Raw genomic sequence first — 21,113 nt, 5'->3', positions numbered from 1 at the left:
CTCAGCGTAACTTGGCGCCTGTCCCGCCTGTTGCACCTGGCATGGCTGGCACGGTCTCCACGCCCTCCACGGTCCCCCTTCCGCGCCGCCCCGTCGAACCGGGAGCACCCGGCGCGCGGCGGCGCGCCACCGGGCGCAGGCACGACGTCCGGCGCTGGTACGACGTCCGGCGCTGGTACGAGGAAGAGGTGGGCTGGGCGACCCTGCCCGGATCGCCGCCCCGGCTGCCCGCCGGGGTGCGCTTCGATGTCCTGGACGTGCCGGCCGGGGCGGGCGCGCGGGCGCTGCGGCATCTCGCGCCGGGCTCGCCGGTGGCCCTGCGGGGCGACCGGATGGCGCTGCTGGTGGCGGCGGGCGGCGCGGAGGAGCTGCCGGGGCTGCTGGACTGGCTTGAGTGGGGCGCCGTAGCGCTCGATCTGCGGGCCCTGGGGGCGGGGGACGCGCTGGAGGCGCCGCTGCCGCCCGGATGGCCCCAGCCGTCGGCCGGGAGCCTGGAGGGGGCCGCCGTGTGGCTGCGGCCCCCTGGACCGGGGCGCGAGGCCGGGGCCTCACTGCCCGCGATGCCGGGCATGGGGCGCGAGGGGAACGCCCCTGATCTCGTACGGCTGGTGGACACGGTGGCGATGTGGTGTCACCGGATCCGGCTGCGGCGGGAATGCGGCGGGGAGCCTGTCTCGCCGTAGCGTCGTACTGATTGTCATACCGGAATTCGAGTGTTTCGGCTGATCAGCCGTTGGCCTTCTCGTACGCCTCGCGGATGGACGCGGGGACGCGGCCGCGGTCGTTGACCTCAAGGCCGTTCTCCTTGGCCCAGGCGCGGATCGCCGCGGTGTCCTGGTTGCCGCCGACGGCGGCGCGGGCCTTTCCGCGTCCGCCGGAGGCACGGCCACCGGTACGACGCCCGCCCTTGACATAAGGGTCGAGAAGGCCGCGCAGCTTGTCGGCATTGGCGGTCGTGAGATCGATCTCGTAGGTCTTGCCGTCCAGCGCGAACGTCACCGTCTCGTCCGCCTCGCCGCCGTCGAGGTCGTCGACAAGAAGGACCTGAACCTTCTGTGCCACCGGATTTCCTTTCATCGATAACGTTGAGGGCCAGGGTGCGCGCGTCCGCCCGTTTCGCCGCCCCTGTTATATGCAGTACTGCAGTACGTCGGAAAGCAAACCGCTTTTGCGGGAAAAACACAAACCCCCCGGAGAGGACCGCGGAGGGCCCACGGGCCGGAAAGATACGCGTTTCGGACATAGGGGCACCGCGCATAGTCGCCGGGCAATGACGATCACAGATGCAGAAGCATCCGACTGTTGCCCAAGGTGTTCGGTTTCACCCGTTCGAGTCCGAGGAACTCCGCGACGCCCTCGTCATAGGAACGCAGCAGCTCCGCGTAGACATCCGTGTCGACCGGTGTCTCGCCGATCTCGACGAAGCCGTGCTTCCCGAAGAAGTCGACTTCGAAGGTGAGGCAGAAAACCCGGCGAACACCGAGCCAACGTGCCGTGTGCAGCAACTTCTCCAGCAACTGATGACCGACGCCCGCGCCCTTGAGGCCGGGCTTCACCGCGAGAGTGCGGACTTCCGCGAGGTCCTCCCACATGACGTGCAGCGCACCGCAGCCGACGACCTCGGCGTTGTCGTCCCGTTCCGCGACCCAGAACTCCTGGATGTCCTCGTAAAGGGTGACCGTGGCTTTGTCGAGCAGGATGCGGTCGCGGACGTAGGCGTCGAGGAGGTGGCGCACGGCCGGCACATCGCCGGTGCGGGCCCGGCGGACCGTGATGGCTTTTGCGGGGACTTCGGGACGCTCTGCGGACATGAGCGGACGCTATCGCCCGCCGGCGCCCTCCGCCGAGCCGGGGTTCTCCCGTTGCTCCGCTTGTGCGGCTCGCGGTTCCCCGGCTTCGGGGGCCTGCCGGGTTTCCGGTCCCTGCACGATGCGTACGGCGTCCTGGAGGGCCTGGCGCTGTTCCTCGCTCATCATCCCGAAGAAGGCGACGAGTGCGGCGGCGGGGTTGTCGCTCTGCGACCAGGCGTCGTTCATGAGGGCGGCGGCGTAGGCGGCGCGGGTGGAGACCGCCTCATATCGATAGGCGCGTCCTTCCGCCTCGCGGCGGACCCAGCCCTTCTGATGGAGATTGTCCAGGACGGTCATCACGGTGGTGTACGCGATGGTGCGTTCCTGCTGGAGGTCTTCCAGGACTTCTCGAACGGTCACCGGGCGGTTCCACTTCCACACCCGCGTCATGACCGCGTCTTCGAGTTCTCCCAAGGGGCGAGGCACAACTCAGAACAATAGTGGCAGAACCGGCCAATGACGCATTGGACGTGCGGAAACTTGCGAATCGTGACAAAAGGGACGCAAGAAGGGAAAGCGGTGCACACCCCGGCCCGCGGCGGTTCCCTCGGGGCCTCAGGCGTCCCCGGCGGCAGCGGATCGGCCCCGTGCCGCCTCGGCGGCGATCGCGGCGTCGACGGCCGCGTCCTCCTTGGTCTTGGCCGCCCCACCCTGGGTCTTCACGATCACCCGGACCAGACCGATGAAGAACACGGCCATCACGACCGGGGGCACAAGCGCGGAGACATAGTCCATGCGACCAGAGTAGCCACGGCGGACCGGGCGAATGGGGCGGGGTGGGTGAACACCGGCGGGTCGCCGGGCTTTCCCTGATCCGCTCGGCGCGGTGCGCGCCCGGCCGGTCCGGCGAGGGGGTGACGGGATCGCCGGGGCGGGGCGCGCCGGGGGCGGCCGGGGACGGCTGTCAGCCGACCAGCTGGCGGGGCGGGGCCGGGGGCTTGCGGCGGGGGAAGACCTCGCCGGGGGTGGGGATGGGGCGCTTGGGGGCGGAGGGGCCGGGGGCGGCGGGGCGCTCGGCCGGGGCCGGCTTCGGGGCGGGCGCGGGGGGCCGCTTGTCCGCGTCCTGCGACCGGGGGGCCGCGCCTCCCGACAGGGCCAGCAGGCGCGTCCTCGCGGGCGGCACCGACGGCGCCGGGACCCTGCGGGCGCCCTGGGCGAAGCGGGCCCGTACGTCCTGTTCCGCCAGTGCCTGGCAGCGCTCCAGCAGCGCCGCCGCCCGCGGGTTGCCCCGCAGCGCCCGCAGCGCCGCGAGGTCGTCCGGCACCGGCCGGTACGCGGCGCCCAGCGCCTCCTCCAGCAGGGCGAGGTAACCGGCCGCCGTACCCGGGAGCGCGGCCCGGTAGCGGTCCAGGTCGGCCAGCAGGAAGGCGCGCAGTCTCACCCCCTCGTGGATCGCCTCGTCGAGCGACTCGGCGAGCCGGAGGCAGTCCTGGACGTCCTCGGCGGACGTGTGGCCGGGGTGAAGGGCGAGGGCGAGGGCGCGGCGGAGCACACGCAGCTCCTCCGCGCCGAACGCCATGCCGCCGCGGGATCCGTATGGCGTGGGCATGCGGCGACGCTACCGCTAATCGGACAAAAGTGACACAACGGGATGATGTGTCGCGCGCCTTTCCCCCGACCGGGGCCACGTTTCCCGCTCCCGCTCGGCCAAGCGGCCCACACCGCCGGATTCCGCCCCGCACCGGAGCCTTTGGCGGACCGCGCGAACCGGCGGGCCGGTCGAACCGGCGGCGGGACTCACCGCCTCCCCGCCGACGCCCGCGGGAACCGAGGAGCCCGGGGCCGTGGGCCGGCCGGAGAAGCCCCCGGGGGGCTTCCTAGAGCCGTGAAGCGTTCCTCTCGTACACCAGCCGCAGTCCGATCAGCGTCAGCCACGGCTGGTGCTCGTCGATCACCGCCGACTCGCCCAGCACCATCGGCGCCAGGCCGCCCGTCGCGATCACCGTGACGTCGTCGGGGTCGTCGGCCAGCTCGCGGGCCATGCGGCTCACCACGCCGTCGACCTGGCCGGCGAAGCCGTACACGATGCCCGCCTGCATGGCTTCGACCGTGTTCTTGCCGATCACACTGCGGGGACGGGCGACCTCGATCTTGCGGAGCTGGGCGCCCTTGACGCCGAGCGCCTCGACGGAGATCTCGATGCCCGGGGCGATGACGCCGCCGACGTACTCGCCGCGGGCGGAGATCGCGTCGAAGGTGGTCGCCGTACCGAAGTCCACGACGATGGCCGGGCCGCCGTACAGCTCGATCGCCGCCGCGGAGTTGATGATGCGGTCGGCGCCGACCTCCTTGGGGTTGTCGGTGAGGATGGGCACGCCGGTCTTGACGCCCGGTTCCACGAGGACCGCGGGGACGTCGCCGTAGTAGCGCCGGGTGACCTCGCGCAGCTCGTGCAGGACCGACGGGACCGTGGCGCAGATCGCTATCCCGTCGATGCCGTCGCCCAGTTCGTCGCCGAGCAGCGGGTGCATGCCCATCAGGCCCTGGAGCAGCACCGCCAGCTCGTCGGCCGTGCGGCGGGCGTCGGTGGAGATGCGCCAGTGCTCGACGATGTCCTCGCCGTCGAACAGACCGAGGACGGTTTGCGTGTTGCCGACGTCGATCGTGAGCAGCATGGCCGTTACTTCGCCTCCCGCAGGTCCAGGCCGATGTCCAGGATCGGCGAGGAGTGGGTGAGCGCGCCCACGGCGAGGAAGTCGACGCCGGTCTCCGCGTACGCGCGCGCGGTGGCGAGCGTGAGGCGGCCGGAGGCCTCCAGGAGCGCCCGGCCGTTCACGATGCCGACGGCCTCGGCGCACTCGCCGGGCGTGAAGTTGTCGAGCAGGATCAGGTCGGCGCCCGCTTCCACGACCTCGCGCAGCTGGTGCAGGGTGTCGACCTCGACCTCGATCGGCACGTCCGGGAAGGACTCCCGTACGGCCGTGAAGGCCTGGGCGACGCCGCCGGCGGCGACCACGTGGTTGTCCTTGACGAGGGCCGCGTCCGACAGGGACATGCGGTGGTTGACGCCACCGCCCGCGCGGACCGCGAACTTCTCCAGGGCGCGCAGGCCCGGGGTCGTCTTGCGGGTGTCGCGGACCTTGGTCTTCGTGCCGTCCAGGACGTCCGCCCACGCGCGCGTCGCGGTCGCGATGCCGGACAGCCGGCACAGCAGGTTCAGCGCGCTGCGCTCGGCGGTGAGCAGGTCGCGGGTGCGGGTGGTGACGGACAGCAGCTTCTGCCCGGCCTCCACGCGGTCGCCGTCCTCCACGTGCCGCTCGACCTCGAACTCGTCCGTGCAGACGACGGAGAGCACGGCCTCGGCGACCCGCAGCCCGGCCACGACGCCCGCCTCGCGCGCGGTGAAGTCGCCGGTGGCCACGGCCTCCTCCGAGATGGTCGCGACCGTGGTCACGTCCACCCCGCCGGCCAGGTCCTCCTGGATGGCCACGGTGGCGATGTCCTCGACCTCGATCGGGTCGAGCCCGGCGGCGGCCAGCAGCTCGGCGAGCACGGGGTCGAGCCCGCACTCCAGGTACTCCTCGTCGTGCTCCGCGCCGCAGCCACAGCCGTCGCCGCAGCCACCGGTCGTCACGAGGGGAAGGTCGTCGGTGCTCACGTCTGTCACTGCTCCTGAGGCGCTGGGTGTTACCGGGTAGGGGGGAAGTCTGCGGTGTCGGTGGGGCGCACCGCCAGCGAACGGTCCGGATCGAGCCGTACGACGATGTGGCGCCGCCAGCGCGTGTCGTCGCGCTCGGCGTGGTCCTGGCGCCAGTGGCAGCCGCGGGTCTCCTCGCGCAGCCGGGCGGCGGCGACCAGGACGCGGGCCACGCACAGGAGGTTGGTGGCCTCCCAGGTGTCCACGCCGGGCTCGGCGGTCTTGCCGTTCTCGTCCAGGGCGTCCTGGGCGTCCGTGTACAGCCGGTGCAACTGCTCGGCGGCTCCCGCGAGGGACTCCGCGCTGCGCAGCACCCCGGCGCCACCGCTCATGATCCGCTGGATGGCGAACCGGGACTCGGGCGCGAGCAGCGGGTGCGCCGGCTTGTCGGGGTGCGGGACCGGCTGGGGAACCCGTGCGCGCAGGCCGTCCGCGGCGTGCTCGGCGGCGATGTCCGCGGCGATCCGCTCGGCGTAGACCAGTCCCTCCAGCAGGGAGTTGGAGGCGAGCCGGTTGGCGCCGTGCACGCCGGTGCAGGCGCACTCCCCGCACGCGTACAGGCCGGGCACGGTGGTGCGGCCGTGGTCGTCGGTGCGCACGCCGCCGGAGGCGTGGTGGGCGGCCGGCGCGATCGGGATGGGCTCGGTGACCGGGTCGATGCCGTTGGCGCGGCAGGCGGCCAGGATGGTCGGGAAGCGGTGTGCCCACATCTCGGCGCCGAAGTGCCGGGCGTCGAGGAACATGTGCTCGGCGTCCTGCTCCTGCATCCGCCGCATGATGCCCTTGGCGACGATGTCCCGGGGCGCCAGCTCGGCCAGCTCGTGCTGGCCCACCATGAAGCGCACGCCGTCGGCGTCGACCAGGTGGGCGCCCTCGCCGCGCACCGCCTCGGAGACCAGCGGCTGCTGGCCCTCCGCGTCCGGGCCGAGGAACAGCACGGTCGGGTGGAACTGCACGAACTCCAGGTCGCTGACCTCGGCGCCGGCGCGCAGCGCGAGGGCCACGCCGTCGCCGGTGGACACCGACGGGTTGGTGGTGGCGGCGAACACCTGGCCCATGCCGCCGGTGGCGAGCACCACCGCGGGGGCGTGCACGGCGCCCACACCGTCGTGCTGGCCCTCGCCCATGACGTGCAGGGTGACGCCGGCCGTGCGGCCCTCGGCGTCGGTGAGCAGGTCCAGCACGAGCGCGTTCTCGATGGTGCGCAGGCCGCGCGCGCGGACCGCCTCGACCAGCGCGCGGGAGATCTCGGCGCCGGTGGCGTCGCCGCCCGCGTGCGCGATCCGGCGCCGGTGGTGGCCGCCCTCGCGGGTGAGGGCGAGGCCGCCCTCGGAGGACTCGTCGAAGTGGGCGCCGGTGTCGATGAGCCGCCGTACCGCGTCCGGGCCCTCGGTGACGAGGAGGCGTACGGCCGTCTCGTCGCACAGGCCCGCGCCCGCGACCAGGGTGTCGTCCAGGTGCTGCTCGGGGGTGTCGCCCTCGCCGAGGGCGGCCGCGATGCCGCCCTGGGCCCAGCGGGTGGAGCCGTCGTCCAGGCGCGCCTTGGTGACGACCACCGTGGTGAGCCCGGCGGCCTCGCAGCGCAGCGCGGCCGTCAGGCCGGCCACCCCGGAGCCGACGACGACCACGTCCGCGGCGATGTCCCACCCGGGCGCGGGCGCGTGCAGTCGTATGCCTGTGCTGGTCACGAGGCGGCTCCGAAGGTTCCGAAGGTGAGCGGGAGGTTGTCGATCAGCCGGGTGGCGCCGACCCGGGCGGCGACGGCGAGGACCGCCTCGCCGGTGAAGTCGTCGCCGATCTCGGTGAAGTCCGACGGGTCGACCAGGGCGAGGTAGTCCAGGTCGAGCGGCGGGTCGTAGTGGGCGGCCTCGTCCAGGACCTGGCGGGCGGCCGCGCGGACCGCGGCCGGGCCGCCGGGGGACGACGTGGCCACCGCGTGGGCGTCGGCGGCCGCGCGGGACTCCCCTATCGCGCTCAGCGCCTCGGCGCGCGCCTGGGTGGCGGGCACCTCGCGGGCCCGCGCGCGCAGCGCCTCCTGGGCGGCGTGCCGGTCGCGGCCCGCGAACAGCGCGCGGGACAGGGCGAGGGCGGTGCGGCGCTCGTCGGGCGACAGGAAGCGGTTGCGGCTGGACAGCGCGAGCCCGTCCTCCTCGCGCACGGTCGGCACGCCGACGATCTCGATGCCGAAGTTCAGGTCCCGCACCATGCGCCGGATCAGGGCGAGCTGCTGGGCGTCCTTCTGTCCGTAGAGGGCGACGTCGGGGCGGGTGAGGTGGAGCAGCTTGGCGACGACGGTGAGCATGCCGTCGAAGTGCCCGGGGCGCGAGGAGCCCTCCAGGCGTTCGCCCATGGGGCCCGCGGTGACGCGGACCTGGGGGTCGCCGCCGGGGTAGACCTCGTCCACGGAGGGCGCGAACACGGCGTCGGCGCCGGCCTGCTCGGCGATCTTCAGGTCGGCTTCCAGGGTGCGCGGGTAGCGGTCCAGGTCCTCGCCGGCGCCGAACTGGAGCGGGTTCACGAAGACGGTCACGACGACCTCCCCGTCCGGGCCCGCGATCCGCCGCGCGGAGCGGATGAGGGTGGCGTGGCCCTCGTGCAGGGCGCCCATGGTCATCACGACGGCGCGGCGGCCCTCGCGGGTGCGGGCGTGCAGCTCCTGGGCGGTGCTGAGCAGGGCGGTGGTCATCGGTCGTTCCCCTCGGTGCCGTTCGTGCCGTCGGTGCCGTCGTCCTTGAGGCCGGGCGGGCCGTCCGTGCCTTGCGTGCCTTGCGTGCCGTCGGCCAGCGCGCCGAGCAGGTCCTCGGCGAGTTCGGGCTTGAGCAGGCCGTGCGCGAGGGCGCGGTCGGCGGTGGCGCGGGCCATCGCGAGGTAGCCCGCGACGGTGGCCGGGGCGTGCCTGCGCAGTTCGGTGATGTGGGCGGCGACGGTGCCGGCGTCCCCGCGGGCGACCGGGCCGGTCAGGGCGGCGTCGCCGGAGCGCAGGGCGTTGTCGAGGGCGGCGCCGAGCAGCGGGCCGAGCATCCGGTCGGGGGCCTCGACACCGGCCGTGCGCAGCAGCTCCATGGCCTGGGCGACCAGGGTGACCAGGTGGTTGGCGCCGAGGGCGAGGGCCGCGTGGTAGAGCGGGCGGTTCTGCTCGCTGATCCACTCCGGCTCGCCGCCCATCTCGATCACCAGGGCCTGCGCGGCCAGCCGCAGCTCCTCGGGCGCGGTGACGCCGAAGGAGCAGCCCGCGAGGCGCTGGACGTCCACGGCGGTGCCGGTGAAGGTCATCGCGGGATGCAGGGCGAGCGGCAGGGCGCCCGCGCGCAGGGCGGGGTCGAGCACCTTGGCGCCGTACCGGCCGGAGGTGTGCACGAGCAGCTGGCCGGGCCGCACGGCACCGGTCTCGGCGAGGCCCGTGACCAGTCCGGGCAGCACGTCGTCGGGGACGGTGAGCAGCACCAGGTCGGCGCGCTGGAGGACCTCGGCGGGCGGCACCAGGGGCACCCCGGGGAGCAGGGTCTCGGCGCGTCTGCGGGAGGCGTCGGAGACGCCGGAGACGGCCACCGGGCGATGCCCGGCGAGCTGGAGGGACGCGGCCAGCGCGGGGCCCACGCGGCCGGCGCCCACGACGCCGACGGTGAGCCGCGCGGGGCGGTCCCTGAGGTCTTGCTGGTGGACTGTACTCACGCGACGGCGGCCTTCCCGTTCCAGTCCGCTTCGGGTACCGGACGATGTACCGGACGATTTCTCGTCATGTTAACGCTATCTCGGTCCGTCGCCGACCGGTCGTCCACAGGCTGTGGGTTTCCCCACGCGGCCGCGCGCGGATATCCGGTGCCCCGGGCGGTTCCGGCGCGGCATGATCCCGGGCATGACCGATACATCTGGGCAGGACACGGGACCTACGGCCAAGGAGCGGTGGGCGGCGGTACGACGGCAGGGGGCGCGCGGGCTGGACCGCGCGGGCTGGACCGGCTCGGTCGGCGAACGCCTCGCGTACCTGGCGGAGGCGGGCGCCGGGGTGTACGACCTGGACGAGCCCGCCGACGTCTACGGCAACCGCATCGTCGCCGCCCTGGAGGAGAAGGTCGCCGCGCTGCTCGGCATGGAGGCCGCCGCGTTCTTCCCGAGCGGCACCATGGCCCAGCAGGTGGCGCTGCGCTGCTGGGCGGGCCGCACCGGGAACCCCGCGGTGGCCCTGCACCCCATGTCCCATCCCGAGGTGCACGAGCGCGACGCCCTCAGCCAGGTCAGCGGGCTGCGCCCGGTCCACGTCGGCAGCGGGCCCCGGCAGCCGACGGCGGCGGAGATACGCGACGTCGGGGAGCCCTTCGGCGCGCTGATGCTCGAACTGCCGCTGCGGGACGCCGGTTTCGTGCTGCCCGCCTGGGAGGAGCTGACGGAGGCGGTGGAGGCGGCGCGGGAGCGCGAGGCGGTGGTGCACTTCGACGGGGCGCGCCTGTGGGAGTGCACCGAGCACTTCGGGCGCCCCCTGGAGGAGATCGCGGGCCTGGCCGACAGCGTCTACGTGTCGTTCTACAAGTCCCTCGACGGCCTCGGCGGCGCCGCGCTCGCCGGGCCGCGGACGCTGGTCGAGGAGGCGCGCACCTGGCGGCACCGGTACGGCGGACAGATCTTCCAGCAGTTCCCGACCGCGCTGTCCGCGCTGATCGGCCTGGAGCGCGCGCTGCCCCGGCTGCCCGCGTACGTCCGCCACGCGCGCGTGGTCGCCGCCGCGCTGCGCGAGGGGTTCGCCGAGGCGGGTCTCCCGTGGGCGCGGGTCCACCCCGAGGTGCCGCACACGCACGAGTTCCAGGTCTGGCTGCCGTATCCGCCCGAGGTGGTGGCCGAGGCGGCGCTGCGCCAGGCCGAGGAGACCTCGGTGGCCCTCTTCCCCGACCACTGGTCCGGCGACTCCGGCCCGTGCCTGGCCTGGACGGAGGTCTCGGTGCGCGAACCCGGGCTGGGGTGGACGGCGCAGGACGTGCGGGCGGCCGTACGGGACTTCGTGGGGCGGCTGCCGGACCGGGGGTGAGCGGGGCGGTGCCCCGGGAGCGCGGGCCCGGGGCACCGTCGGCGGGTCGCCGGGGAGCCGGCGGCCGGCGTCCCGGCGGAGGGGTGGGCGGTGACGCCGCCGAGCGCCGGTGGGTTCGTCTCCCGAAGGACACCACCCGGGCCGTCACCCCGGGCCGCGGCGGCCGGCCCCGCGCGTCATCCCAGGCCGCGGCCGCCCGCCCGCACCAGCCCGGTCTCGTAGGCCAGCACCACCACCTGCACCCGGTCCCGCAGCCCCAGCTTGGTCAGGATGCGGCCCACATGGGTCTTCACGGTCGCCTCGGACAGCACGAGCCGCGCCGCGATCTCGCCGTTGGACAGCCCCTGCGCGACCAGCACCATCACCTCGCGCTCCCGCTCGGTGAGCCGTTCCAGCTCCTTGTGCCGGGGCTCCTGGCCGCCCGAGGGCAGCATCGGCGCGAACCGGTCCAGCAGGCGCCGCGTGGTGGAGGGCGCCACCACCGCGTCACCGCTGTGCACGGCGCGGATGGCGGCCAGCAGCTCGCCCGGCGGCACGTCCTTGAGCATGAATCCGGAGGCGCCCGCCTTCAGCCCGGAGAAGGCGTACTCGTCCAGGTCGAACGTGGTCAGGATCAGCACCTTGGGCGGATCGGGCTGCGCGCAGATCCGCCGGGTGGTCTCCACACCGTCGAGCTTGGGCATGCGGACGTCCATCAGGACGACGTCGACCGCGGTCGAGCGCAGCGCCTCCAGGGCCTCGACACCGTCACCCGCCTCGGCGACGACCTCCATGTCGGGCTGGGCGGCGAGCACCATCCCGAACCCGGTGCGCAGCAGCACCTGGTCGTCGACGAGCATCACGCGGATCGTCATCGGGGTCCTTCTTCCATCGGTCGGTAACTCAGTGCGCCGGTTTGAGCGGCAGCAGGACGCTGATGCGGAAGCCTCCGCCGGGACGCGGGCCGGCGTCCAGGGTGCCGCCGACCATGCCGACGCGCTCGCGCATGCCGATCAGGCCGTGCCCCCGGCCGTCGGCACCGCCCTCCTCGTACAGCTCCTGGGGGGCGCCCTTGCCGTCGTCCTCCACGAGCAGGCCGAGCCCGTCGTCGAAGTAGACCAGGCGGACGCTCGCCCCCGCGTTCGGACCGCCGTGCTTGCGGGTGTTGGTGAGCGCCTCCTGCACGATGCGGTACGCGGTCAGCTCGACCCCGCTGGGCAGCGGGCGCGGGGTGCCCTCCACCTTGAAGTCGACGGGCAGGCCCGAGGCGCGGCACTGCTCGATCAGTTCGTCGATCTGCTCGACGTCGGGCTGCGGGACGTACTCCCCGCCCTCCTGGTGCTCCCCGGTGCGCAGCACGCCCAGCAGGCGGCGCATCTCGGCGAGGGCCTGCCGGCCGGTCGAGGAGATCGTCTCCAGGGCCTTCCTGGCCTGGTCGGGGGCGGCGTCCAGGACGTAGGCGGCGCCGTCGGCCTGGACGACCATCACGGACACGTTGTGCGCGACGACGTCGTGCAGTTCCCGGGCGATCCGGGCGCGCTCGGCGGCGACCGCGACCTTCGACTGGGCCTCGCGCTCCTTCTCCAGGCGGGCCGCGCGCTCCTCCAGCTGGGCGAAGTAGGCGCGCCGGGTGCGCATGGAGTCGCCGAGCACCCAGGCCAGCGTGAACGGCACCGTCTGGAAGACCACGATGGCGATCTTCCCGAGGAAGCTGGCGTGCTCCGCCGGCCAGCGCAGCTGCGCCATGGTCGCGGCGCAGAAACTGGCGACGAGGGCGAGCCGGGAGGCCCAGCGCGCGCCCACCGTGGCGACCGTGTAGGCGATCGCCAGGAGGGCGAAGTCGGCGACGGTCGTCTGGACGTCCAGCACCAGCTGGGACAGGCCGGTGGCGAGCGCGAGCAGCAGCATCTGCTCCGGGAACCGGCGGCGCAGCGCGACGACGGCGCACAGGACGGCGGAGACGGCGATCCCCGCGCCGATCGGCCCCTTGTGCGCGGGTTTCCCGTGCAGGTTGACCTCGCTGATGACCGACAGCCCGAACAGGACGACGGCCCAGAAGGTGTCGACCCCGGTCGGGTGACGGCGGAGGAAGTCGTAGAGGCGCTGCACGTAACCCAGAGTAGGGAAACGGAATGCCCGCCCGGGTCAACCGGAGGACCGATCCGGGCCCGCCGGACGTACTCCCCAAGGTGGAGGAGTTGATCATCTGTGCGCCTAGTCTGGTGCGGTGACGCGGGAGAGGCGGCGGCAGGGGCCGGACACACCACGGGGCGCGGGTCCGCGGGGCTGGCGGGCGGTGGCCGAGGAGGCCCTGTACGGCCCCCGCGGCTTCTACCGGCGCCCCGAGGGGCCCGCCGGGCACTTCCGTACGTCCGTGCACGCCTCGCCGCTGTTCGCGCGGGCCGTGGCGGAGCTGCTGTGCCGGGTCGACGCGGCGCTGGGGCGGCCCGGGAGCCTGGACTTCGTGGACATGGCGGCCGGGCGGGGCGAGCTGGTCACCGGTGTGCTCGGCGCCCTGCCGGACGAGGTGGCGGCGCGCGTGCGGCCGTACGCCGTCGAGATCGCAGACCGCCCCGCGGACCTGGACACGCGCGTCATCTGGCGCGGCGAGCCCCCGGAGGCGGTCACCGGGGTGCTGTTCGCCAACGAGTGGCTGGACAACGTGCCCGTGGACGTGGCCGAGGCGGACTCCTCCGGCGTGCCCCGGTACGTGCTCGTCGGCGACGACGGGACCGAGCGGCTCGGCGATCCGGTGACCGGCGCGGACGCGGACTGGCTGGCGCGCTGGTGGCCGCTGCGGGCGGAGGGGCTGCGGGCGGAGATCGGGCTGCCCCGGGACCGGGCGTGGGCGACGGCAGCGCGCCGGGTGGTGCGCGGGCTCGCGGTGGCCGTGGACTACGCCCACACCGTCGGCACGCGCCCCTCGTTCGGCACCCTCACGGGCTTCCGCGCGGGCCGCGAGACGACCCCCGTACCGGACGGGACCTGCGACATCACGGCCCATGTCGCCCTGGACGCCTGCGCGGCGGCAGGCCCGGCCCCGGCGCGCCTCATCACCCAGCGCGCCGCCCTCCACGCCCTCGGCATCACCGGCGCACGCCCCCCGCTCGCGCTCGCCTCCACCGACCCCGCCGCCTATGTGCGCGCCCTCGCGGGCGCCGGGGAGGCCGCCGAACTCACCGCTCCCGGCGGCCTCGGCGACTTCGGCTGGCTGCTCCGGCCGAGCGGCATCGCCGACCCGCTGGCAAACGCGGGCACCCCGGCCTGAGCCGGGCCCGCCCGCCGGGGCCGCGGCCTACTTGTCGATGTCGCCGACCACGAAGAACATCGAGCCCAGGATCGCCACCATGTCCGCCACCAGCGTCCCGGGCAGCAGCTCGGTGAGCGCCTGGATGTTGTTGTACGACGCCGAGCGCAGCTTGAGCCGGTACGGGGTCTTCTCGCCCTTGCTGACCAGGTAGTAGCCGTTGATGCCGAGCGGGTTCTCGGTCCAGGCGTAGGTGTGGCCCTCGGGCGCCTTCAGCACCTTCGGCAGGCGCTGGTTGACCGGTCCGGGCGCCAGCTCGGCGAGCCGGTCCAGGCAGGCGTCCGCGAGGTCCAGCGCGTTGTGCGTCTGCTCCAGGAGCACCTCGAAGCGCGCGAGGCAGTCGCCCTCGCTCCGTGTGACGACCCTCAGCGTGTCCTGGAGCTCGCCGTAGGCCAGATACGGCTCGTCGCGGCGCAGGTCGAAGTCGACGCCCGAGCCGCGCGCGATGGGCCCGCTCACGCCGTACGCGTGCACCGCCTCGGGCGCGAGCGCGCCGACCCCGCGCGTGCGCCCCCGGAAGATCTCGTTGCCGAGCACCAGGTCGTCGAAGACGCCCATGCGCGAGCGCACGGCGGCGACGGCGGCCCGCGCACGGCCCGTCCACCCGGCCGGCAGGTCCTCCTTGAGGCCGCCGACGCGGTTGAACATGTAGTGCATGCGCCCGCCGGAGACCTCCTCCATCACGTTCTGCAGCACCTCGCGCTCGCGGAACGCGTAGAACACCGGCGTGATCCCGCCCAGTTCCAGCGGGTAGGAACCGAGGAACATCAGGTGGTTGAGCACCCGGTTCAGCTCGGCGAGCAGCGTGCGCGTCCACACCGCGCGCTCGGGCACCTCCATGCCGAGCATCCGCTCCACGGCGAGGACCACTCCCAGCTCGTTCGAGAACGCCGACAGCCAGTCGTGGCGGTTGGCCAGCATGATGATCTGCCGGTAGTCCCGCGCCTCGAAGAGTTTCTCGGCGCCGCGGTGCATATAGCCGATGACCGGCTCGGCGTGCACGATGCGCTCCCCGTCCAGCACCAGCCTGAGCCGCAGCACGCCGTGCGTCGACGGATGCTGGGGCCCGATGTTGAGCACCATGTCGGTGCTTTCCGCGGCACCACCGATCCCGACCGTGGTCTGCGTCGTAGGACTCATGCCCCCAGTTTCCCCCATGCCGGGGCGCGAAAAGGCCCGGCTCCCCCGGTGGGGAGGCCGGGCCCGCGGGCGGCGTGCCGGCGTCAGGAGGCCGCGCTGCGCAGCCCCTGGACGTCGATCACCTCGGTCTCGTCGTGCGCCGTCAGGTCGATGACCTGGCCGACGCCGTGCGCCGTGGCGTCGGCGGGCTTGAACTCCGCCTCCGCCTCGGCCTTGTGCACGGCCAGCGCCTCCTGGCCGACGACATCGGCCAGGTCCTCGTTCTGCACCGAGTCCAGCGCGGCCTTCGGCGCCGCCTTCTGCGTGCCGAAGAAGTCGAAACCACCCGCGGTCATCGGGCGCCGCGCGGGCGCGGCCGGTACGACGGCCACGGCGGTCGGCACCGTGAAGTGCCCGGCGCGGGGCTGGCCCACGGGGGTCCCGGAGGCCGCGGGGGCCTCGGACACCACGGGGGTCCCAGCGGCCTCGGCGGTCTCCACGGCCTCGACGGTGGTCTCCATTGCCTCGGCGGTCTCCGGCGAGGCGGGCTCGGCGGCCGTCGCGTGTCCGTCGGCCGTCAGCGGCCGGTCCTGCGCCCCTTCACCGTCGGGTGCGTCCTCGACCGCCTCGACGCCTCCGCCACGCGAGGCGCCCTCGGCGTCCGCCGCGTGCTCGGCCTCCGGCGCGGCCCCGGCCTCCGGCGTCCCCGTCTCGTTCCGCCCGGCTATGTCACCCTCGGCGCCTTCCCCTTTGGCACCGGCGCCGTTCTCCCCCGCCGTCCCGGGCTCGGCGGCAGCGCCGGCCCCGGCCGAATCCCGCTCGAAGGCGGCGAGCGCCCGCAGCGCCTGCCCGTACAGCTTGGCGCCCTCGGCCGAGAAGACGTCGTACGCCTTCCGAGGCGTCTCCTCGGCGGCGGTCCGTGCCGGCGGCAGCGCGGGTGAGGCCGCCCGGGACGGCAGCGGGGGCGAGGGGCGCGTCGCGGCCGGCGGCAGCTCGGGCGCGCCGGACTCGATCTCCAGCAGGCGGCGCCCCTCCAGGGCGCTGGCGCGCTCGGTCTCCGCGGTGGCGTACCGGCGCAGCAGGGCCGCGTGCTCGTTGCGCAGGCCGGCCAGTTCGGCGCGCTTGGCGCGCAGCCGCTGCTCCAGCTTGACGCGCAGCTCGCGCGACTCCTCCAGGTCGGTCTCCAGCTCGGCGACCCGTTCCTCGAAGCGCCACTCGTCACTGGCTCGCGCGCGGGCGAGGTCGGCGACCTGTTTGCCCGCGTGGATGTCCCAGCGGCGCATCACGAACGCGCCGGCGAGCGCGGTCGCCGCGGCGGCCCCGGCCAGCACGCGCAGCACCGCGGCCTCGGAGAACACCCAGGGACCCAGCGCGCACACGACGGAGACGCCGGCGATCGCGGAGGGGGGCAACAGCCGGTGCAGAGGCGGGGAATGGCGGTGGCGTCCACGTGGCATGGCCAGAAACTTACCGCGCGTAGGCGAATGATGGACCCCCACCCCGTAAAAACACGGCCATACCGCGCGCCTCACAGGGTGTCAGGATCGGCGTCCTCAGTGGGAGACCAACCGGGCACTGAGCCACTGCAACGCCGCCGGGATCTCACGGCGCCAGGTGTTGAAGTTGTGCCCGCCACTCGGAAGGATGATCGAAGAAATCCTGGTCACGTTCGTGTCCTGCACATTCTTGATGAACCGAAGCGTGTCCTTGTAGTTGTGCTCACCGATTTTGCTGCTGGTGACCAGTAGTGACGTCTCCGGGGCCGACTGGTGCTTGAGCACCCAGAAGAGGTTGGCACGATTGCGCAGGTTCTTGTCGCCGTGGAACAGGTCCCCGGTGGTCGCGTCGATCGGCGCCTTGTAGTACGGCGACAGGCCCACGGCGGCTCCGTACGACCTCGGGTGGTGCATGGCGATCTTCAGGGCGCAGTACCCGCCGGTCGAGTCGCCGATGATGCCCCAGCTCGCGGGCGTGGCGTCAACGCGGTAACGAGCCTTCACCGCGTCACGCAGGTCCTTGGCGAAAAACGTCTCCGTCCTCGGGCCGCCGGGCACGTCCACGCACTCGGTGTCCCGCGGCGGCGCCACGGCCGGGCGCAGCATCACCAGGATCATCGGCTGCATCTTGCCGCCCTTGGCGAGCTGTTGGGCGGTGCTCGGGTAGTGCAGCTTGTCCACCAGCGCCTGCGCGGTGCCGGGGTAGCCGGTCAGCACGACCGAGACCGGGAACTTGCGCTTGTGGTCCTGGAAGTACTCCGGCGGCAGGTACACGAACGCCGGCGCGGCGATCCGCGTCGTACGGCCCAGGATGTCGACCTTCTGGATCTGCCCGGCCACCTGCGGCACCCCGCTGCTCACCCCGGCGACCCGCGAGGTGGACACCACGCGGACCGGATCGCCGGCGCCGTCCGCTATGTGGTCGACGACCACGCCCTCGCCGTTCTCCTGCCCGAACAGGTCGGCCCAGGTGGCGTAGAAGCCGAAGGCCTGGTTGGCGGCGAGCCCCACCGAGACGAACACGGCGACCTGGGTGGCGAGCAGCAGCCCGACCCGCCCGCCGACGGCCCGCCAGCTCCGCCGGGCGAGCCGCGGCCACAGCCACACCGTGCCCGCGAACAGCACCACGGCGAACACCACCGCCAGCATCAGGACCTTGTTGCTCGTGAGACCCATGGACTGTTCCTGCCTGCGCTCTCGGCCCGTCGCTCACCACGCTTCGTCGCGCGGGTTCGCCCGGGACTTTCCTCGGCCTTTGACCCGACTTTCCGGTGGGGAGTGAACCTCTCTCCCCGAGACACCGTCCTAGAGGGCGCAATGTCACCGGATGCCCGATCGGGCCCGGGTTCAAGGTCTCTCGCAGAACTACGGGATGCGATGTCTGTCAGGATAGATGGGGAAATGTCGGGCGGGGTTCCGGGCCGATCAAGCCGGGCGCGGCGCATACTGCGCGGCCCGCGCCCCGAGGCCGTCCCCGGCCTGGTCGGCAGGGCGGTCGCGCTCGTCGGCCTCCTGGACATTGCCGCCGGGGTCTTCCCGCGGTTCAGGCACAGCCGCATGCACGCCATCGCCGAGGTGCTGCCCGGGTCCTTCGGGCCCTTCGCGGCGGCGCTCTCGCTCAGCGCGGGCGTGCTGCTGCTCCTGCTGGCGCACGGGCTCAGGCGGCGCAAGCGCCGGGCGTGGCGGGCCGCGGTCGCGCTCCTGCCGGCCGGCGCGGTGGCCCAACTGCTCTACCGGCACTCCCTGCTCGGCGTGCTGTTCGCGGTCGTCCTGCTGGTTCCGCTGGTGTGGCACCGCCGTGAGTTCGCCGCCCTGCCGGACCCGCGCAGCCGCTGGCGGGCACTCGCCAACTTCGTGCTGATGAGCGCCGGTTCGCTGGTCCTCGGAATGATCATCGTCAGCGTCCACCCGCACCGCACACTCGGCGACCCGAGCCTGGCGGACCGGCTCACCCACGTCGTCTACGGCCTGTTCGGCTTCGAGGGCCCGGTCGACTACCAGGGCGCCACCTCCTGGACCGTGGCGTTCTCGCTGGGCGCGCTCGGCTGGCTCACCGCCGTCACCACGATCTACCTGGCCTTCCGCCCCGAGCACCCGGCCGCCCACCTCACCGAGGACGACGAGGCGAAACTGCGGGCGCTGCTGGCCAAGCACGGCCGCCGCGACTCCCTCGGCCACTTCGCGCTGCGCCGCGACAAGGCGGTCGTCTTCTCGCCCAGCGGCAAGGCCGCGGTCACCTACCGCGTCATCTCCGGCGTGATGCTCGCCAGTGGCGACCCCATCGGCGACGTCGAGGCCTGGCCGGGCGCCATCGAGCGCTTCATGGACGAGGCCAGGGCGCACTCCTGGACGCCCGCGGTCGTGGGCTGCTCCGAGACGGGCGGCGAGGTGTGGACCCGCGAGACCGGTCTGGACGCCCTGGAACTGGGCGACGAGGCGGTGGTGGACGTTGCGGATTTCTCGCTCGCCGGACGCGCCATGCGCAACGTCCGGCAAATGGTCAAGCGCATCGAACGGGCCGGTTACGAAACCCGGGTACGGCGCATCCATGACCTCGGCGAGACGGAACTCGACCGCATCCGGCGGGCCGCGGAGGACTGGCGCGGCACCGACACCGAGCGCGGCTTCTCCATGGCGCTCGGCCGCATCGGCGACCCGGCCGACGGCGACTGTCTCATAGCCACCGCGCACAAGGCCGACGACGAGCCCGGCGAGTACGGCGACCTGAAGGCGATCCTGCACTTCGTGCCCTGGGGCGAGGACGGTGTCTCGCTGGACCTGATGCGCCGCGACCGCAGCGCCGACCCCGGCATGAACGAACTGCTGATCGTGGCCGCCCTCCAGGCCGCCCCCAGGTTCGGCATCAGCCGCGTCTCGCTGAACTTCGCCATGTTCCGCTCCGCCCTCGCGCGCGGCGAGAAGATCGGCGCGGGCCCGGTGCTGCGCGCCTGGCGCGGACTGCTGGTGTTCCTCTCGCGCTGGTTCCAGATCGAGTCGCTGTACAAGTTCAACGCCAAGTTCCAGCCGCGCTGGGAGCCGCGCTTCATCGTCTACCGCGCCACGACCGACCTGCCCCGCATCGGATTCGCCACGATGCAGGCCGAGGGCTTCGTCACCCTGGCCCTGCCGCTCCCCCGCTTCCTGCGCCGCCGCCGCGCGGCCGCCGCACGCGCGTGCGCCCACACGGTGACCGAACGGGACGCCCGCGCGGCATGATCACCCTTCCCGGCGGCGCCGCGGGCCCGCGGGCCGTGGCGGCGCCGCCCGGGGCCTACGCTGAACGTATGAACAACCACAGCGGGCGCGGCCGAGTGGCGGGCCTTCCGGCATGGGACCGGTGCGCGGTCATGGGGGTCGTGAACGTCACCCCCGATTCCTTCTCCGACGGCGGCCGCTGGTTCGACACCACCGCGGCCGTCAAGCACGGCCTCGACCTGGTCGCCGAGGGCGCTGACCTGGTGGACGTGGGGGGCGAGTCCACCCGCCCGGGAGCCACCCGGGTGGACGAGGCCGAGGAACTGCGCCGTGTCATCCCCGTCGTGCGCGGCCTCGCCTCCGAGGGCGTCGTCGTCTCCGTCGACACCATGCGCGCCTCCGTCGCGGCCCGGTCCCTCGCGGCCGGCGCGGCCCTCGTCAACGACGTCAGCGGCGGCCTCGTCGACCCCGAGATGATCCCGGTCGTCGCCGACGCCGGCGCCCCCTTCGTCGTCATGCACTGGCGCGGCCTCCTGGAGGGCGCCGCCGTCCAGGGCGTCTACGAGGACGTCGTCGGGGAAGTCGTGGACGAGCTGCGCGCCCGGGTGGACGCCGTACTGGCCGGCGGCATCGCGCCCGACCGGATCGTGATCGACCCCGGCCTCGGCTTCTCCAAGGAGGCCGAGCACGACCTCGCCCTCCTCGCCCACCTGGACCGGCTGCACGCCCTCGGCCGCCCCCTGCTGGTGGCCGCCTCCCGCAAGCGGTTCCTCGGGCGCGTCCTCGCCGGCCCCGAGGGCGCGCCCCCGCCCGCCCGGGAGCGCGACGCCGCCACCGCCGCCGTCTCCGCGCTCGCGGCGCAGGCCGGCGCCTGGGCCGTACGCGTCCACGAGGTGCGTGCCACGGCGGACGCCGTGCGGGTCGCGCGCGCCGTGGAAGAGGCCCGTACGACGGACGGAGCCCGGTGAGCGCCCCGCACACCGATGTGGAACAGGTGGAGGCCGCCAACACCGCGTTCTACGAGGCGCTGGAACGCGGCGACTTCGAGGAGGTCTCGGCCCTCTGGCTCACCCCGGCCGACCTGGGCGTCGACGAGGAGTACCACGACCCCGCCGACACCGGCGTGATCTCCTGCGTCCACCCGGGCTGGCCGGTGCTCACCGGACGCGGCGAGGTCCTCAGGTCGTACGCCCTGATCATGGCGAACACCGACTACATCCAGTTCTTCCTCACCGACGTCCATGTCTCCGTCACCGGCGACACCGCGCTCGTGACCTGCACCGAGAACATCCTCAGCGGCGGTCCCGCCCCGGCGGAGGGCGGCGAACTCGGGCCGCTGGTCGGCCAGCTCGTCGTCGCCACCAACGTGTTCCGGCGCACACCCGAGGGCTGGAAGCTCTGGTCGCACCACGCCTCCCCGGTGCTGGCGGAGACGGACGACGAGGACGAAGGCGACGAGGGCACGAACGGCCTGGATCCCGACGAGGGCCCCCTCGCCTGAGCGGGCGGG

Annotated in this window: 21 protein-coding genes; 6 read left to right on the top strand and 15 right to left on the bottom strand. The window is 73.5% G+C overall.

Annotation, left to right across the window (positions count from 1 at the left end):
- Window positions 1–41 precede the first annotated feature (41 nt).
- Complete coding sequence (locus QSK45_RS33890; RefSeq protein WP_285562742.1) at window positions 42–683, top strand: SCO3374 family protein; 642 nt, start codon at window positions 42–44, stop codon at window positions 681–683.
- Window positions 684–726: 43 nt separating this feature from the next.
- Here the strand turns inward: QSK45_RS33890 and QSK45_RS33885 are convergent, their stop codons facing one another.
- The 10 genes from QSK45_RS33885 to QSK45_RS33840 all read right to left on the bottom strand — a co-directional run bounded on the left by QSK45_RS33885 (window position 727) and on the right by QSK45_RS33840 (window position 9,159).
- Entirely contained in the window at window positions 727–1,062 is a 336-nt protein-coding gene (locus tag QSK45_RS33885; protein ID WP_285562741.1) for a histone-like nucleoid-structuring protein Lsr2, read from the bottom strand.
- Window positions 1,063–1,277: 215 nt separating this feature from the next.
- Window positions 1,278–1,811 carry an amino-acid N-acetyltransferase gene (locus tag QSK45_RS33880; RefSeq protein ID WP_285562740.1) on the bottom strand — a complete coding sequence of 178 codons (534 nt, stop codon included), beginning with the start codon at window positions 1,809–1,811 and terminating at the stop codon, window positions 1,278–1,280.
- 9 nt (window positions 1,812–1,820) lie between these two features.
- Complete coding sequence (locus QSK45_RS33875; RefSeq protein WP_395484894.1) at window positions 1,821–2,240, bottom strand: BlaI/MecI/CopY family transcriptional regulator; 420 nt, start codon at window positions 2,238–2,240, stop codon at window positions 1,821–1,823.
- Window positions 2,241–2,405: 165 nt separating this feature from the next.
- Entirely contained in the window at window positions 2,406–2,585 is a 180-nt protein-coding gene (locus tag QSK45_RS33870) for a hypothetical protein (protein WP_285562738.1), read from the bottom strand.
- 169 nt (window positions 2,586–2,754) lie between these two features.
- Entirely contained in the window at window positions 2,755–3,369 is a 615-nt protein-coding gene (locus tag QSK45_RS33865) for a hypothetical protein (RefSeq protein ID WP_285562773.1), read from the bottom strand.
- Between the two features lie 298 nt (window positions 3,370–3,667).
- On the bottom strand, window positions 3,668–4,465 hold the full coding sequence (locus tag QSK45_RS33860) for a type III pantothenate kinase (RefSeq protein ID WP_285562737.1): 798 nt from the start codon (window positions 4,463–4,465) through the stop codon (window positions 3,668–3,670).
- Between the two features lie 5 nt (window positions 4,466–4,470).
- Window positions 4,471–5,448, bottom strand: a complete 978-nt coding sequence (nadC, locus tag QSK45_RS33855; RefSeq protein ID WP_285562736.1) for a carboxylating nicotinate-nucleotide diphosphorylase — start codon at window positions 5,446–5,448, stop codon at window positions 4,471–4,473.
- Between the two features lie 29 nt (window positions 5,449–5,477).
- Window positions 5,478–7,175 (bottom strand): L-aspartate oxidase, encoded by a 1,698-nt coding sequence (locus QSK45_RS33850; protein WP_285562735.1) that lies wholly within the window; start codon window positions 7,173–7,175, stop codon window positions 5,478–5,480.
- Window positions 7,172–8,173, bottom strand: a complete 1,002-nt coding sequence (gene panC / locus QSK45_RS33845) for a pantoate--beta-alanine ligase (RefSeq protein ID WP_285562734.1) — start codon at window positions 8,171–8,173, stop codon at window positions 7,172–7,174. Before panC ends, QSK45_RS33850 begins: the two co-directional genes overlap by 4 nt.
- Complete coding sequence (locus QSK45_RS33840; protein ID WP_285562733.1) at window positions 8,170–9,159, bottom strand: Rossmann-like and DUF2520 domain-containing protein; 990 nt, start codon at window positions 9,157–9,159, stop codon at window positions 8,170–8,172. The genes panC and QSK45_RS33840 overlap by 4 nt, the downstream gene beginning before the upstream one ends.
- 172 nt (window positions 9,160–9,331) lie before the next feature.
- Here QSK45_RS33840 and QSK45_RS33835 point away from each other — a divergent pair, with 172 nt between their 5' ends.
- Window positions 9,332–10,507 (top strand): threonine aldolase family protein, encoded by a 1,176-nt coding sequence (locus tag QSK45_RS33835; protein ID WP_490993656.1) that lies wholly within the window; start codon window positions 9,332–9,334, stop codon window positions 10,505–10,507.
- 176 nt (window positions 10,508–10,683) lie between these two features.
- Here QSK45_RS33835 and QSK45_RS33830 read toward each other — a convergent pair whose 3' ends face one another.
- Together QSK45_RS33830 and QSK45_RS33825 are read right to left on the bottom strand one after the other, a co-directional pair.
- A complete protein-coding gene (locus QSK45_RS33830; protein ID WP_285562731.1) occupies window positions 10,684–11,361 on the bottom strand; it encodes a response regulator in 678 nt (225 codons plus the stop codon).
- A gap of 28 nt (window positions 11,362–11,389) precedes the next feature.
- Complete coding sequence (locus QSK45_RS33825) at window positions 11,390–12,595, bottom strand: sensor histidine kinase (RefSeq protein ID WP_285562730.1); 1,206 nt, start codon at window positions 12,593–12,595, stop codon at window positions 11,390–11,392.
- Between the two features lie 118 nt (window positions 12,596–12,713).
- On the opposite strand from QSK45_RS33825, the gene QSK45_RS33820 reads away from it, so the two are divergent.
- Window positions 12,714–13,754: an SAM-dependent methyltransferase gene (locus QSK45_RS33820; RefSeq protein ID WP_285562729.1), complete on the top strand. Its 1,041-nt coding sequence runs from the start codon at window positions 12,714–12,716 to the stop codon at window positions 13,752–13,754.
- Window positions 13,755–13,781: 27 nt separating this feature from the next.
- On the opposite strand, the gene QSK45_RS33815 is transcribed toward QSK45_RS33820, so the two are convergent.
- From QSK45_RS33815 to QSK45_RS33805, 3 genes are all read right to left on the bottom strand, one after another.
- Window positions 13,782–14,933 carry an NADH-quinone oxidoreductase subunit D gene (locus tag QSK45_RS33815; RefSeq protein ID WP_285562728.1) on the bottom strand — a complete coding sequence of 384 codons (1,152 nt, stop codon included), beginning with the start codon at window positions 14,931–14,933 and terminating at the stop codon, window positions 13,782–13,784.
- Between the two features lie 83 nt (window positions 14,934–15,016).
- Window positions 15,017–16,369: a hypothetical protein gene (locus QSK45_RS33810; RefSeq protein ID WP_285562727.1), complete on the bottom strand. Its 1,353-nt coding sequence runs from the start codon at window positions 16,367–16,369 to the stop codon at window positions 15,017–15,019.
- Window positions 16,370–16,465: 96 nt separating this feature from the next.
- Window positions 16,466–17,584: an alpha/beta hydrolase gene (locus QSK45_RS33805; RefSeq protein ID WP_285562726.1), complete on the bottom strand. Its 1,119-nt coding sequence runs from the start codon at window positions 17,582–17,584 to the stop codon at window positions 16,466–16,468.
- A gap of 225 nt (window positions 17,585–17,809) precedes the next feature.
- Between QSK45_RS33805 and QSK45_RS33800 the strand changes: the two genes are divergently transcribed.
- The 3 genes from QSK45_RS33800 to QSK45_RS33790 all read left to right on the top strand — a co-directional run bounded on the left by QSK45_RS33800 (window position 17,810) and on the right by QSK45_RS33790 (window position 21,104).
- Entirely contained in the window at window positions 17,810–19,624 is a 1,815-nt protein-coding gene (locus QSK45_RS33800; RefSeq protein ID WP_285562725.1) for a phosphatidylglycerol lysyltransferase domain-containing protein, read from the top strand.
- 68 nt (window positions 19,625–19,692) lie between these two features.
- A complete protein-coding gene (gene folP, locus QSK45_RS33795; RefSeq protein WP_285562724.1) occupies window positions 19,693–20,571 on the top strand; it encodes a dihydropteroate synthase in 879 nt (292 codons plus the stop codon).
- Window positions 20,568–21,104 carry a nuclear transport factor 2 family protein gene (locus QSK45_RS33790; protein ID WP_285562723.1) on the top strand — a complete coding sequence of 179 codons (537 nt, stop codon included), beginning with the start codon at window positions 20,568–20,570 and terminating at the stop codon, window positions 21,102–21,104. Before folP ends, QSK45_RS33790 begins: the two co-directional genes overlap by 4 nt.
- The last annotated feature ends 9 nt before the right edge of the window (window positions 21,105–21,113 follow it).

The sequence above is a fragment of the Streptomyces hygroscopicus subsp. hygroscopicus genome (genome assembly GCF_030269125.1).
GTDB classification, from domain to species: Bacteria; Actinomycetota; Actinomycetes; order Streptomycetales; family Streptomycetaceae; genus Streptomyces; species Streptomyces hygroscopicus_C.
Note: the sequence above shows the minus strand (reverse complement) of the source record. Positions and strands in the feature narration are given on the sequence as shown.

What these genes read in the sequence shown, in the direction of transcription:
- QSK45_RS33890 (WP_285562742.1), top strand. Translation starts at nt 42, where the DNA reads ATGGCTGGCACGGTCTCCACGCCCTCCACGGTCCCCCTTCCGCGCCGC.
- QSK45_RS33880 (WP_285562740.1), bottom strand. Translation starts at nt 1,811, where the DNA reads ATGTCCGCAGAGCGTCCCGAAGTCCCCGCAAAAGCCATCACGGTCCGC.
- QSK45_RS33875 (WP_395484894.1), bottom strand. Translation starts at nt 2,240, where the DNA reads ATGACGCGGGTGTGGAAGTGGAACCGCCCGGTGACCGTTCGAGAAGTC.
- QSK45_RS33870 (WP_285562738.1), bottom strand. Translation starts at nt 2,585, where the DNA reads ATGGACTATGTCTCCGCGCTTGTGCCCCCGGTCGTGATGGCCGTGTTC.
- QSK45_RS33865 (WP_285562773.1), bottom strand. Translation starts at nt 3,369, where the DNA reads ATGGCGTTCGGCGCGGAGGAGCTGCGTGTGCTCCGCCGCGCCCTCGCC.
- QSK45_RS33860 (WP_285562737.1), bottom strand. Translation starts at nt 4,465, where the DNA reads ATGCTGCTCACGATCGACGTCGGCAACACGCAAACCGTCCTCGGTCTG.
- panC (WP_285562734.1), bottom strand. Translation starts at nt 8,173, where the DNA reads ATGACCACCGCCCTGCTCAGCACCGCCCAGGAGCTGCACGCCCGCACC.
- QSK45_RS33835 (WP_490993656.1), top strand. Translation starts at nt 9,332, where the DNA reads ATGATCCCGGGCATGACCGATACATCTGGGCAGGACACGGGACCTACG.
- QSK45_RS33830 (WP_285562731.1), bottom strand. Translation starts at nt 11,361, where the DNA reads ATGACGATCCGCGTGATGCTCGTCGACGACCAGGTGCTGCTGCGCACC.
- QSK45_RS33815 (WP_285562728.1), bottom strand. Translation starts at nt 14,933, where the DNA reads ATGAGTCCTACGACGCAGACCACGGTCGGGATCGGTGGTGCCGCGGAA.
- QSK45_RS33810 (WP_285562727.1), bottom strand. Translation starts at nt 16,369, where the DNA reads ATGCCACGTGGACGCCACCGCCATTCCCCGCCTCTGCACCGGCTGTTG.
- QSK45_RS33805 (WP_285562726.1), bottom strand. Translation starts at nt 17,584, where the DNA reads ATGGGTCTCACGAGCAACAAGGTCCTGATGCTGGCGGTGGTGTTCGCC.
- QSK45_RS33800 (WP_285562725.1), top strand. Translation starts at nt 17,810, where the DNA reads ATGTCGGGCGGGGTTCCGGGCCGATCAAGCCGGGCGCGGCGCATACTG.
- folP (WP_285562724.1), top strand. Translation starts at nt 19,693, where the DNA reads ATGAACAACCACAGCGGGCGCGGCCGAGTGGCGGGCCTTCCGGCATGG.